A 13,617-nucleotide genomic window follows, 5' to 3' on the forward strand; every position below is an offset into this window, starting at 1 on the left:
ATGAGAAAATGAAAACATTGATAAAAGTTTTAGTAGTAGTATTCTTAGTAAGTTTTGTAAGTTCCGCACAAAGAGTTGAACGCACAATTAGCGATATCCAGAAAGTCTCAATTGATTCTTTACTATTAGCAGACGCTATTCAGTTGACAAATACTGCCAGGTGGACCCTCCAGACTTCACCATACAGGTGGAAGACTACGACCCCGGCAATGACTGATACTATTACATTAACAGCTTTATGCCTTGTCCCACCTAAAGTCATTACATACACAGCAACTGGATGGACAATGATATTGTCTGATACGGCACAACCTACAGAATGGGGTAATATATTTGTTCGTGCTTCCTCTGCTGATACAATTAATTTAATGAACAACGGTTTTTTAAACGTTACAAGAGGTGATATAATAAGAATTACTGGAATAGTTGAAGAATTTCCCATTGACAATATGAATAGCCTAACCCAATTCAGACCATTGCCAGGATTTGCAATTGAAATTCTTGATAATGTACCGGAAACAATTTCTGGTCCTATTCCCAAAGCAGTAACTGATTTTCATAACGGAACCGGAACGGGGGGGACTATTAGATACAGCACCGGTGAACCATTCGAGATGGCATACGTAGAACTTACTAATCTAACAGTAAACTATTATGTTAATTCTGGCAACGGTACTTTTAATATGGTTGATGCTAACGGTAATGAATTTTCGACTTATGACGCGTCTGGATATTATACACTTAGAGTTTTCCGAAATCCTCTATCAACTTATACATTACCATCGTTAAATACAAAAGTTGATACAATTAGAGGATATGTTTGGACTTCTTCTGGTGTGGAAAATTCACGCGGATACAGAATTTGCCCGATGTATCCAGGTGATATAGTTTTTGGTGCTGTTTTACCGGGTGTAAGTTCTGTTCGTCGTTATCCCGTTTTAGTAACTCCTGTCGACAGCGTTTTAGTAACAGCAAGAGTTTTTCAACAGCCCGGTGGGGCACCTGTTGACAGTGCAAAACTTTTTTATAGTATCAACAACGCTGCATTTAAATCAATAAAAATGGCAACTATTATTGGAGATTCAGTAGGAACATATATTCCTCTTCAAACCGCAAATGTTTTTGTTAGATATTACGTTACTGCATACGATAGTGCGGGTTATACAACAACAATTGCAAATCCAAGTCCAGATTATTCTACAAATAGTGCAAGGGGATTCTTCTTCTATTATGTGTTAGATAGGCCCACAACAATACGCGATATTCAATATTCTCCATTCTCACATGGTCGTGGTCCTTTAACAGGTGCAATTGCCACCGCATCTGGTATAATTACAGCCGACACTACACAACTTGGTTTATCACCTTATGGACCTTTCACAGCTTATGGTACCAACGTTTGGTACCTACAAACTGGCAAAGATCCCTGGAACGGAATATGGATAAGCAGCGTAGAGCCTACTATGGGACATGTAAACTTGGGTGATAGTGTAACGGTAACTGGAATAGTTTCCGAATTAAATGAAGTTACTAACCTTTATGCAATTTCAGATGTACAAGTGCATTCATCAGGGAATCCTATTCCAACACCCTCTTCAATTCCATGTAAAGACATCGGTTTTGGTGTAAGTAACGGAACCCCATCAGCTGAAAAGTGGGAAGGAATGTTAGTTCAATTAAACAATCTTACTGTTACAAATATTTATCCGACATTTGTCGATCCAACAGAATATGAAGTTAGCGATGGAACAGGGTCTGTTATTATTCGCCGCGACGGAAAAAATAATATTTCCAATGTTCCCGGCGATACCGTCGGTGGATTTAATTTTAGAATACTAAATGTTGGCGATAAGATAAGTTATATTCAAGGTATATTACACTTTAGTGCCCGAAGATATAAGTTAGTTCCACGAACAAATTCAGATTTTGGTGTAATAACTTCTGTTCAAGAGGTTCCGAATGCCTCGCTTCCAACTCAATACCAGTTAACCAACAACTATCCAAATCCGTTCAACCCTACAACCGTTATTGAGTATGCGCTTCCGAGAGAAGAGTTTGTAACGCTTAAAATTTATAACATAATCGGTCAGGAAGTTGCGATATTGAAAAACGAGGTCCAAAAAGCCGGCACCTACCGTGTGAATTTCGACGGCTCAAAATTAGCTTCCGGAGTTTATTTCTATCGTTTACAAACAAGCAGCTTTACACAAATAAAGAAAATGGCACTTGTAAAATAACAGGTTCTACCTTTAAATCGGAGTAATTATTAATGAATAATATTATTAAAGTCGGAATATTTCTTCTACTGTTTGGATCTCTGTTTTTAAGTTGCACTAAAGAAGGTCCTAATAATCCGAAAGCAAACTTATTACCTAAAACATATCTGTGGATTCAAACAGATACATCGCATAACTTGTCGCCAACAATCAGCCGGCAAATAATACGCTGGTGGGGCGAAGACCCCGATGGATTTGTGCGTGGATATCTCTTCTCCTACTTTAACACCGATAGTGTTATAGCCGGACAAATTCCTGATACTCTTGGTTACAGTTGGGTTGTTAAGAACGATTCTTTAATTGCATTCCCCCTTTATACTGCTCGCGAAAGATTTACAGTGATTGTTCGTGCTGTAGATAATTCGTTTCGTGATGATATTGAAGTCGGCGCTAACATCCGGTTAAAACCTTTCCCATATTGGGATAAAAATTTCAACGGTATATTTGATGATTCCGATTCGAGATTGACCGGCTTTATCGGCGCTGCTGACCCAATTGGCGCAAAACAGATTTTCCCAATTAAGAATACTCCTCCTACAGTTGAGTTTGCCACAGACCCGCTTGACCCGTTAAAAACGGTTCAACAACCTGATACCACTTTTACAGTTGCTACATTTACATGGATTGGTAAAGACTTAGATGGCGACAAAACTATAAAGAGTTATAGAATAAACTTAAATAACCCAAACGACAGTTCTATGTGGTTTGAATTTCCGGCTAAACATACGATGATAACGCTTGAAGCTCCGAGATCAAGAACCGATGACGCAACAGGCGAAGTAGATGCCGACGTTTATGTTGGAATATTTCCGAATATGAACAAAATAGGGCAAGTTTCGGGATTGCGTTTAGACGACACTAATAAAATTTATTTGCAAGCTAAAGATTTAGCTTCAGAAAACAGTCCGACGGTATATCTTCCTGATGGTGCCCGCAAATGGTTCGTAAAAAAACCGAAAAGTAATTTATTGACGATATCAAACTACGGTGCAGGCGACTATGCTACTGTTATTGGTTTTTATAGAAAAGCTTTTGCTGCTATCGACACTTTAGAGGGTGTAACCTCACCTCGTAATTTCGGCAATTTCGACCTTCTTGATATCCGTCGCGGAGCAACCGATCGCGTTGTTGGATTATTAGTACCACCGATTTTAAATCCGGCTTTTATACGGACATTAAAACTTTTTGAGTATGTTTTTTGGTTCACCGATTATATACCTGACACATGGACGCACATGCAAGCCGTAGCACAGTTTCCATTATATTTGTATAACGGATCTGGCGGCAAAGTTTTATACTCAACTCGCTTCGGTTACTTCTTAGGCGATCCTCGCGGCGCCCTCGTCGATTTTGCACCAGTCGATTTAGTCGGAAGTGTCTTAATCGATACACGTATTCCGAACGATTGGCCCATTTATCCTGACTCAACTTATCCTTCTGGATATTATCCGACTCTACGATTCAATCCCGCTGCAACTTTAGGTGCAGCACATTCATTATTCGTTCGAGATATATACAAACGTGCCGATGCGAGATATATTTTAAGCATCCCGCCTGTCCCGGGACGTGTTCCACCAAGTGCTTTTTGGAATGGTCCAGTAAACATCGGTGTAATAGATGAAGCTAAAACATTTGTGTTCCTGAGTCAACCGTTGCACTTAATGAATGGTGCCGAAAAAGTTTGGCCCACTCGACCGGGTGTTGCGGGTAAAGGGGTTCCGGCATTTTTGAAAAAAGTTTTTATTGATGAGTTTGGCGGTTAATTTTCATACATCGTATTGGAGTTTATAAACAATGAAAAATATTTTAATCTTAATTTTATTCTTAGCTGCACAATTAGCTTTTACACAACCAAAAGGCAGCATCAGCGGCTCTGTAACCGATAAGTCAACAGGTGAATCGTTACCGAGCGTGAACGTGATAGTTAAAGGCACCTACTATGGCGCCTCATCTGATTTTGATGGAAAGTTTACTATCCAAAATATCACAGTCGGTTCATATACAATCGAAGTTACTTTGTTAGGCTACAAAACAGTTCAATATACCGGTGTAAAAGTAATTGCAAGCGAGGTAACAAAATTAAATGTTAAATTAGAAGAAACGGTTTTGTCCGTTGGTCAGGAAGTTGTAATTATCGGTGAGAAGCCCCTCTTCAACATCGAAGAAACATCAAGCCGGCGTTCAATAACCAGTGAAGATATCCAACTTGCAGTAGTAAAAGATGTTCGCGATGTTGTTTCGCTTCAAATCGGTGTTGTTCAATCAGATAACGAAATATATATTCGCGGCGGAAGAGGTTACGAGAACGCATATCTGATTGATGGTGTTTCTGTTCAAGACCCATTAGCAGGTCGTGGTTTTGGTTTACAAGTAGCTCCTCAAGCGATTGCCGAAGTTGAAGTTATTACCGGAGGGTATAATGCCGAGTACGGTCAGGCAACATCCGGCGTAGTAAATATTACCACAAAAGAAGGTGCAAAATTTTTCTCAGGGTCGATGGGTTATAAACGGGATCATTTTGGTTTTAACAATACCTCACGCTCAAACTTTAATACAGATATTTACGATTTTAATTTAAGTGGTCCCGAACCTCTTACTACCTATGTATTACCTGAATTAGGATTGAACATACCAGGCAATTTAAGTTTTTTTGGAAATTTTTATTCAAACCTGACTGATGGTTTTACGCGTTGGGTCGAAAATATAGTAGGTGGTAAACCACAAGGTTATAAACTTTATGCACCTAAGGGTTTAAATTCTTCTATATTTTATGGTAGGCGCTTTTCACCGAAAAGAAGTAACAGCTATTCTGCTCTCGGTAAACTCACTTACAAACCGGTAGCAACAATGAAACTTTCCTATACTTTCAATCAATCGGTTCAAATCGATCAGAACTCACAAACAGTGCAAGCTACATTGGATAGGGTAGAGCCAAATCCGGGCTATCAGTTCTCCTTCCAAAATATTCCGGATAGCGCAAACACATTTACATCCATCAATCAACAAAATAGTTTGAGTTGGACTCATACCATTAGTCCAAAAACTTTTTACGAAATCCGTTTAAGCTATTACTCGGCACATGTCCGTGGTGATGCGAACGGTAAAACCTGGGAACAATACCTTGAGCCGAAAGACATTGTTTCTTATCCGGTTGAGTACTTTTACCCAAATCCAGATTCAAGAGATACGATATATGTAATACCCGGAGATGGGTTCTATGATTTTGGAAGTCCTTCGACGTGGCGCGACCATCATCTGAACGAATTTACTTTTAAATTTGATTTGACCAGCAATCCAACCGATAATCATAAACTGAAAGCCGGAATTGAAACCCGTTTTCAAGAAATGCAAATGGTTGATATTTTTCAGCCATGGATAAAACCATTAGGTTTTGATAACGACATATTTAAAGTATATCCGGCATTCGGTGCAATTTATGCACAGGATGGTGTTTCGATGAGCGGAATGATATTGAACTTCGGTTTACGTTTCGATTATTGGTTCCCGGGAAAATATGTTGATGATGCAATGGAAAAAGGGACAGCTATTTTGGTGCCTCAAGCTATTCAGGAAAATTTTAAAAAGGATAGCTACAAATTTTTCGGACAATACTGGAAAGCTCGTATAAGTCCACGACTCGGTATATCGCATCCTGTAACTGATAACCAGACTTTATTCTTTTCGTACGGACATTTTTCCAAATTACCACGCCCTCAATTTGTTTATTCAAAATTAAGCGGAACTCGTTCGCGTTCGTCTTTCCAAACTATTGGAAATCCAAACTTGAATCCTGAAACTACAGTCGCTTACGAATTAGGTTTACGAAATCAAATCACCGAAAATGATGTTCTGACAGTTACTGCTTTTTATAAAGACATTTTCGATTATATAACTGCAAAACAATTTCGTGCTACTGTTATCGGAACAATCCGGGGTGTTTATACAATCTATATCAATCAGGATTATGCACGCGTACGCGGGCTTGAGTTAGAATATAAAACCCGTATTGGCAAGATGCTACGCTTAAGTTTGTCTGGTACATATAATATTGCTACCGGTAAAAGTTCTTCGGCTAACGAGAACGTGTTCAACATCCAGCAGGGACTTGAAGAAAACTTAAAAGAGTCGTTTGTAATCTGGGACAGACCATTTCAGGGTTCTGCAAATATAAATTTCTTTGTTGCAAAAAATAATCCCTTATTTGGTTTTGGAAGCGGCATCTTGGATGATTACAATGTTTACCTCAGGGTGTTTTATCAATCAGGCAAACGCTATACTCCACAAATATTTTACAGAATTAATCCTACTACCGGCAGACCCGAATATAGAAGCGACCGTGAAAATCCTTACAGCAAAATCGGACAAGATTGGTTCTATGTCGATTTAAATTTCGAGAAGTATATTAATTTAGGTTTCGGGAAATTCGTTTTCACTTTCGAAATGCAGAATATTTTTGACAGAAAAAATTCTCAAATCCTGAACCCTATAACAGGAACTGCCTACGAATACGGACAAATAACACCAGTTGATTGGAACGACCCTACATATCGGGATTTAACAGCACCAATCGATCCGCTGCCTTACAATGCGGCTCGTTATTTAACCCCTCGTACTTTTAAAATGGGGCTATCATTCAGATTTTAAAACTTTTTATGAGAGTGAATTTCATGAAGCATATTCCAAAAATAATAAAATATCTATTATCAGTAACATTATTTACTTCAATTACCAATGCTCAACTTATTCCTAATTTAGGCGGGCAGCGTGTGGGTATTTCAGCTTACCAGTTTTTAAAAATTGGAGTGGGTGCCCGTGCTACTGCTTTCGGCGATGCTTACGTGGCAATAGCTAACGATGCATCGGCACTATTTTGGAATCCTGCTGGCTTGGTTTACCTTCCGGGACATCAAGTTTTCTTGGCACACACACAATACGTTGCCGACATCAATCACGATTTCATCGGGGCTGCTTACAAATTATCCTCATCCGATGTGATTGGTTTGAGTGTTTTATCGCTTAGCACAGATGATATGCCAATCACGAACGAAACAAATCCTTTCGGAACAGGACGGTATTTTAAATACAGCGATATAGCAGTTGGTTTAACTTATTCAAGGCAAATGACAAGTCAGTTCAGCTTCGGTGCAACTGTTAAGTATGTAGAAGAAACTTTAGATATTTTAAAGATGCGAAGCGTTTTAGTTGATATAGGTACTTACTACTGGACTGGTTTAGGTTCAGTACGATTTGCGGTCGTGGTATCAAATTTCGGCGGCGATGTTTCTCCCTCAGGTACAGTTGAATTGTATGATGGAAATAAGATAACGAATTTTCAATCCTATTCACCTCCCACACTTTTTAAAATGGGTATTGCTTTTGAACCTTATCAAACTGAAATGCACCGTGTAACAACCTCAATTCAATTAAATCATCCAAACGACAATGCCGAAAATATTCGGCTCGGTGGCGAGTATAGCTGGAAAGAAATGTTTTTCATCCGGGCAGGAGTCAAACGAACAATCGGCGAAAGTATATTCGGCAAAGATGGAACTTCGGAAGAGGATATTTCTTTAGGAGCCGGCGTGAAAGTACCAATCAGTATTGCAAAAATTGATGTCGATTATGCTTATTCTAATTTTAACAGGTTAGGCAGCATTCACAGAATATCATTAAATTTTACATATTAAAGTCTTATGAAATTAACAAAATTATTTGTACTAATCAGCTTATCATTAATTCTAATTATCGGCTGTCAGGAAAAGTTTGATTCAGAAACTCTCCCAACAACTACGATTATAAATTTAGGGGACACCTCGTATGTTGAAATATTCCCAGCATTAGAAGGATTCAACAATCCAACGGCGATTCTTGCGGGGCACGACCAGCTCCTTTATATCGCAGATACAGACAACAATCGGATAATTCAAATGAACGAAGCGGGGATAATATTGAGTACAATTAAGATGCTAAGACCTATTGCGATTGCTCAAGATCTTCGTTTGGATTTATTAGTATCAGGCGAAATTATCCGAGTAGCAACCGGCGACACTATCGGTGGTTTGTTCCGTATTCATCTGTATGAAGCGAAGCATAATCTTGATACCGCTGTTGTCGATACTATCTTCAAAGAACCTGCAAAACCCAAAAGACGATATCGTGGAATTGGTATTTTGAGAGAAAACCAATATCTAATTGCACGTGACGGTCCCGATAATACAAGTTTTGTTGACCCTGATAGTCGTGTATTATGGTTTAATAAAAATGATAAGTTAATTACTCCCTTAGGTGATTTAGCAACTCGTGAAGGATCCGGAATTGTGGATATTTTAAGACCGACAGGATTAGTAACATTCCCTAATAGTAACGATTTTATACTAATACAAAGTTCTGTTGATGGAAGAATGACATACGGAGCCTTGTGGATGGTTTATCAAAAAAGTTATGACTTCGAAGGTTGGTTGCCAAAATTTACAACACCATCGGAATTTATGCGACCAAAAAGATTTATCGAACCTTCTGCAGTAACTATAGATCGTTCCAGACTTGATATTTTTATTATTGATCAGGCTACTGATACTGTAACTAAGTTCGACAGGCGAGGTCTTTACAAAGCCGAATCATTTGGTAACGGGAAAATAGCGGCGTCCGGACAAGGGAATCTCCTAAAAGCTCCAAAAGGTGCAGCGTTTATGACCAAGACTCTTTACATTTCTGATAGTGGTAATAATATAATCAGAAGATTCCGATTGAGTACTGATAGATAATAAATAAATATATGTTATGAAAGACCTCTTCGATATAAAATTGGAGAGGTTTTTTATTTACACGAATATCGTAAACAGTACAAGAGCGTGTTGTATTGAGTTCAGCACTGTTCCCATCCGGAGAGGTGACCGAGAGGTCCGTTTCAATTATAAAGTAATTGAAACGAGAAATATGGTTTTAAAGTAAGACAGTATTACAAAACAGATTAAAATTTTGATATTAAAGACACTTTTAATATATTAATAACGATTTGTACTGAGTTCAGCACTGTTCCCATCCGGAGAGGTGGCCGAGTGGCTGAAGGCAACGGTTTGCTAAACCGTCATAGTGGGAAACTGCTATCGAGAGTTCGAATCTCTCCCTCTCCGCTGAGGGTGATTCAATTGAATCACCCTTTTTTGTTATCTTGATTTACTAATAACTTATTTGTATTTTTAAATCGAAAATATTCAACGTAAAATAAAATCTTATAATGATATCAGAAACAATCCGTGTCCGCTTTGCTCCAAGTCCTACCGGTTATCTTCACGTTGGTGGCTTGCGAACAGCGTTATACAACTATCTCTTTGCTCGTCAAAACAATGGCGTTTTTATTCTCCGCATTGAAGATACTGATAGAACTCGCTATGTTGAAGGGGCGGTCGAAAATCTGATCGACACTTTACGCTGGGCTGGTTTAGAATTCGACGAAGGTCCGAAGAAAGGTGGAAATTCTGGTCCTTACATTCAATCCGAACGGCTTGATATTTATAGAAAATATGCAGAACAGCTTGTACAGGAATGTAAAGCTTATTATTGTTTCTGCACAAGCGAACGACTTGAAAAAATGAGAGATGACTTAGAAGGAACAGGCGCTTTTGCAAAGTATGATAAAACCTGTTCCAAACTTTCAGAATCAGATATCGAAAAGAATTTAGCAGATGGAACTTCGTATGTCATTCGTATGAAAGTTCCCGAAAACCGCATCATCAAATTTCACGACTTAATACGCGAGGAAGTAGAAATCGCAAGCGACTTAACTGATGAACAGGTTTTGATAAAATCGGATGGTTATCCTACATATCATTTAGCAAATGTTGTTGACGATCATTTGATGAGGGTAACGCATGTTATTCGTGGTGAAGAGTGGCTGCCGAGTGTTCCCAAACATATTTTATTGTATGAATATTTCGGTTGGGAAATTCCAATACTGGCGCATCTCCCGCTTTTGTTGAATGCCGACCGTAGCAAATTAAGCAAACGGCAGGGGGATGTGGCTGTCGAAGATTATAAGACAAAAGGATATCTGAAAGAAGGTTTACTTAACTTTGTAGCTTTCCTCGGATGGAATCCAGGCGATGAACGAGAAATTTTTTCACTTGATGAATTAGTGAAAGAGTTCTCTCTCGAACGCGTTGGTAAAGCCGGCGCTATATTCAATATAGAAAAACTCAACTGGATAAATCTCCAACACATTCATCAAAAATCGAATGAAGATTTAGTTCCGATATTGAAAGACATTTTAGTAAATTCTAAATACAAAGATTTGAATTTATCGGATGAGTATTTAGCAAATGTAATCGGTGCAATGCGTGTTAGAATAAATTATGTCTCAGGTATTTTAGAAAAAAGCAGCTACTTCTTTGAACAACCGCAGTCGTATGATGATACTGTATTAAAAAAGCATTGGAAACAAGAAACCCCGAACCAATTGTCTAAATTAATAAAGGAATATTCACTTCTGCAAAATCCAACAAAAGAGGATTACGAATCAACCCTTAAAAAGACTGCAGAACAGTTGGGTATCGGAGCCGGCAAACTGATTCATCCGACACGATTATCTGTGTCGGGAGTGGGTGAAGGTCCTGGACTTTACGATATTCTTTTTATATTAGGCAAAGAAGAAGTTACTACGAGAATCGAAACAGCAATCAATAAAATAAAAATTTGAAAATGAGTAACGAAAAAAATAAAATCGAGAACAACGGCGAAACTGCTGCTCGAACAAATTTTATACGCGAAATTATTAATGAAGATTTGCAGACTGACAAATATAACGGAAGAGTCCATACTCGTTTCCCTCCTGAACCTAACGGATATTTGCACATCGGTCATGCTAAATCGATTTGCTTAAACTTCGGAATAGCACGCGACTATAATGGACTGTGTAATTTGCGTTTCGATGATACAAATCCGAGCAAAGAAGATGTTGAATATGTGGATTCGATTAAAGAAGATGTTCATTGGTTAGGATTCAATTGGAAGGATAGAGAATATTATGCCTCTGATTATTTTGAACAGTTGTATGAGTACGCTGTTCAACTGATTAATAAAGGGAAAGCTTACGTATGCGATTTAACTGCCGATGAAATACGCGATTATCGCGGAACTCTTACTGAACCCGGTAAAGATAGTCCGTTTAGAAATCGTCCTGTCGAGGAAAATATGATTTTATTTACCCGTATGCGTCAAGGTGAGTTTGCCGACGGCTCAAAAACACTGCGTGCCAAAATAGATATGTCGGCTCCTAATATCAACTTGCGCGACCCGATTATGTACAGGATATTAAGGTCAACGCATCATCGTACAGGTGATAAGTGGTGCATCTATCCAACATACGACTGGGCGCATGGTCAATCCGATTCAATAGAAGGTATAACACATTCCATTTGCACATTAGAATTTGAAGACCATCGACCACTTTACGATTGGTACATAAATGAACTTGGTATTCATCACCCTCAACAGATCGAATTTGCGCGACTCAATTTATCTTACACCGTTATGAGTAAAAGAAGATTACTCCAACTTGTTGAAGAAAGTTATGTTGAAGGTTGGGACGATCCTCGTATGCCGACAATATGCGGTTTGCGGCGCCGCGGATATACTCCTGAATCCTTGCATCATTTTGCCGACCGTATTGGTGTTGCAAAACGCGAAAATATGATTGACGTAGCGCTGCTCGAAGATAGCTTGAGGCAGGATTTGAATAAACATGCTATGCGTGTTATGGCAGTCTTGCGTCCGCTGAAAGTTGTAATACTAAATTACCCGGATGAACGGGTTGAGGAACTTGAAGCCGTAAACAATCCTGAAGACCCAGGTATGGGAACACGGAATATTCCTTTTTCGAAAGTAGTGTACATCGAACAAGATGATTTCCGTGAAGACCCGCCAAAAAAATATTTCCGACTTTCACCCGGTAATGAAGTCCGTCTTCGTTATGCTTACATCATAAAATGTGTGGATGTAATTAAAAACGAAAATGGCGATATATCAGAAATTCATTGTACCTATGATCCGGAAACTAAGAGCGGTTCTCTCAATAGCCAACGTAAAGTAAAAGGAACAATTCACTGGGTATCGGCGAATTCTGCCGTTGATGCTGAGGTAAGACTGTACGACCGTTTGTTCAACGTCGCTAATCCCGGGGGTGATAATTGGAAAGATACACTCAATCCGAATTCTCTTGAAATATTATCAGATTGTAAATTAGAAAAAAGTCTGATCCTATCTAAGCCGAAAGATAAATACCAATTTGAACGACTTGGTTATTTCTGTGCCGATTACGATTCAACAGATGGGAAGCTAATCTTTAATCGCACAGTAACCCTTAAAGATACATGGGCTAAAATCGAAAAAACAATTTAATTACCTTGCATATTACTTTTAAAAGTAATATATTTTTTCAAACTTTTAAGTAAGTATGACATCTCAAAATATTATCCGAATCAAAAACGCAGTATTTTATGCATACCACGGAGCCGATAAAGAGGAACAGCGGCTCGGCGGTAAATTTGAAGTTGATATTGAGATGCATACAAATTTTTCAAAAGCAATAGAAACAGATAATTTAAAAGATACAATTGATTACGAAACTGTATATGCACAAATTAAAGATATTATAAACGGCAAAAAATATTTTCTTTTAGAAACATTAGCCAATACGATAGCCGATTTGATTTTACGAACACATCAGGGCATTAATTATGTAACTGTTTTCTTACGTAAACCGCATCCACCTGTAAAGGGTGTTGTAGATTATGTTGAAATAATAGTATCACGAGAACGAAGTTAAGTATGTTTCGAGTTTATTTAGGTCTTGGTTCGAATATCGGGGATAGGCTGAATTTTCTTTCAAAAGCTCTGAAAGAATTAAATAAAATTTCGCTGATAAAATTAGTATCATCAATTTATGAAACAGAACCTTGGGGCGTTAGCAACCAGGAGAGATTTTATAACACTGTTATCGAAATCGAAACCGAATTTTATCCGCTTGACCTTTTGAATAAAATACAAAAAATAGAAACTAAATTAGGCAGAAAAAAACGTTCTCATATGGATCCAAGGACAATAGATATCGATATTTTATTTTATCACGGCTGGTCGTTCGAAAATAACATTTTGACGATTCCACATCCGGAATTAGAACGCAGAAGATTTGTACTTGAACCAATCAGCGAAATTGCTCCTCTGGCGGTTCATCCTATCATCGGTAAAACGATGATTTCACTTTTGAGACACTGTCGCGACAAAAGTTTAGTTATGCGGACAACTCATTCATTAACAATCAATCACACAAAACGAGAAGGATAGA

At 38.3% G+C, this 13,617-nt stretch carries 9 protein-coding genes and 1 tRNA gene; all 10 read left to right on the top strand.

The window, feature by feature from the left end; all coding sequences use genetic code 11:
* Positions 1-8 precede the first annotated feature (8 nt).
* The 10 genes from QME58_01135 (at position 9) to folK (ending at position 13,616) form a co-directional block, all read left to right on the top strand.
* The gene (locus QME58_01135) at positions 9-2,237 is read left to right on the top strand and encodes a T9SS type A sorting domain-containing protein (GenBank protein ID MDI6802433.1); all 2,229 of its coding nucleotides are present in this window, start codon (positions 9-11) and stop codon (positions 2,235-2,237) included.
* Between the two features lie 32 nt (positions 2,238-2,269).
* Positions 2,270-4,039 carry a hypothetical protein gene (locus QME58_01140; protein ID MDI6802434.1) on the top strand — a complete coding sequence of 590 codons (1,770 nt, stop codon included), beginning with the start codon at positions 2,270-2,272 and terminating at the stop codon, positions 4,037-4,039.
* A 31-nt stretch (positions 4,040-4,070) separates the two neighbouring features.
* Complete coding sequence (locus QME58_01145; protein MDI6802435.1) at positions 4,071-6,920, top strand: TonB-dependent receptor; 2,850 nt, start codon at positions 4,071-4,073, stop codon at positions 6,918-6,920.
* Positions 6,921-6,943: 23 nt separating this feature from the next.
* Positions 6,944-7,963, top strand: a complete 1,020-nt coding sequence (locus QME58_01150) for a PorV/PorQ family protein (protein MDI6802436.1) — start codon at positions 6,944-6,946, stop codon at positions 7,961-7,963.
* Positions 7,964-7,969: 6 nt separating this feature from the next.
* Entirely contained in the window at positions 7,970-9,040 is a 1,071-nt protein-coding gene (locus QME58_01155) for a hypothetical protein (GenBank protein MDI6802437.1), read from the top strand.
* Positions 9,041-9,320: 280 nt separating this feature from the next.
* Positions 9,321-9,409: transfer RNA gene (locus QME58_01160), tRNA-Ser, on the top strand.
* A 104-nt stretch (positions 9,410-9,513) separates the two neighbouring features.
* Positions 9,514-10,971 (top strand): glutamate--tRNA ligase, encoded by a 1,458-nt coding sequence (gene gltX / locus QME58_01165; GenBank protein ID MDI6802438.1) that lies wholly within the window; start codon positions 9,514-9,516, stop codon positions 10,969-10,971.
* Positions 10,972-10,973: 2 nt separating this feature from the next.
* Entirely contained in the window at positions 10,974-12,671 is a 1,698-nt protein-coding gene (locus QME58_01170) for a glutamine--tRNA ligase/YqeY domain fusion protein (protein MDI6802439.1), read from the top strand.
* A 55-nt stretch (positions 12,672-12,726) separates the two neighbouring features.
* Positions 12,727-13,098 (top strand): dihydroneopterin aldolase, encoded by a 372-nt coding sequence (gene folB, locus QME58_01175; GenBank protein ID MDI6802440.1) that lies wholly within the window; start codon positions 12,727-12,729, stop codon positions 13,096-13,098.
* A gap of 2 nt (positions 13,099-13,100) precedes the next feature.
* Complete coding sequence (folK, locus tag QME58_01180; GenBank protein ID MDI6802441.1) at positions 13,101-13,616, top strand: 2-amino-4-hydroxy-6-hydroxymethyldihydropteridine diphosphokinase; 516 nt, start codon at positions 13,101-13,103, stop codon at positions 13,614-13,616.
* The last annotated feature ends 1 nt before the right edge of the window (position 13,617 follow it).

This window comes from Bacteroidota bacterium, from assembly GCA_030017895.1.
Lineage (GTDB): Bacteria > Bacteroidota > Ignavibacteria > UBA10030 > BY39 > JASEGV01.

Bases quoted from the DNA above. Each gene is read 5' to 3' on its own strand.
- folK (MDI6802441.1), top strand. From the start codon at position 13,101: ATGTTTCGAGTTTATTTAGGTCTTGGTTCGAATATCGGGGATAGGCTG.
- QME58_01140 (MDI6802434.1), top strand. From the start codon at position 2,270: ATGAATAATATTATTAAAGTCGGAATATTTCTTCTACTGTTTGGATCT.
- QME58_01150 (MDI6802436.1), top strand. From the start codon at position 6,944: ATGAAGCATATTCCAAAAATAATAAAATATCTATTATCAGTAACATTA.
- QME58_01170 (MDI6802439.1), top strand. From the start codon at position 10,974: ATGAGTAACGAAAAAAATAAAATCGAGAACAACGGCGAAACTGCTGCT.
- gltX (MDI6802438.1), top strand. From the start codon at position 9,514: ATGATATCAGAAACAATCCGTGTCCGCTTTGCTCCAAGTCCTACCGGT.
- QME58_01155 (MDI6802437.1), top strand. From the start codon at position 7,970: ATGAAATTAACAAAATTATTTGTACTAATCAGCTTATCATTAATTCTA.
- QME58_01145 (MDI6802435.1), top strand. From the start codon at position 4,071: ATGAAAAATATTTTAATCTTAATTTTATTCTTAGCTGCACAATTAGCT.
- QME58_01135 (MDI6802433.1), top strand. From the start codon at position 9: ATGAAAACATTGATAAAAGTTTTAGTAGTAGTATTCTTAGTAAGTTTT.
- folB (MDI6802440.1), top strand. From the start codon at position 12,727: ATGACATCTCAAAATATTATCCGAATCAAAAACGCAGTATTTTATGCA.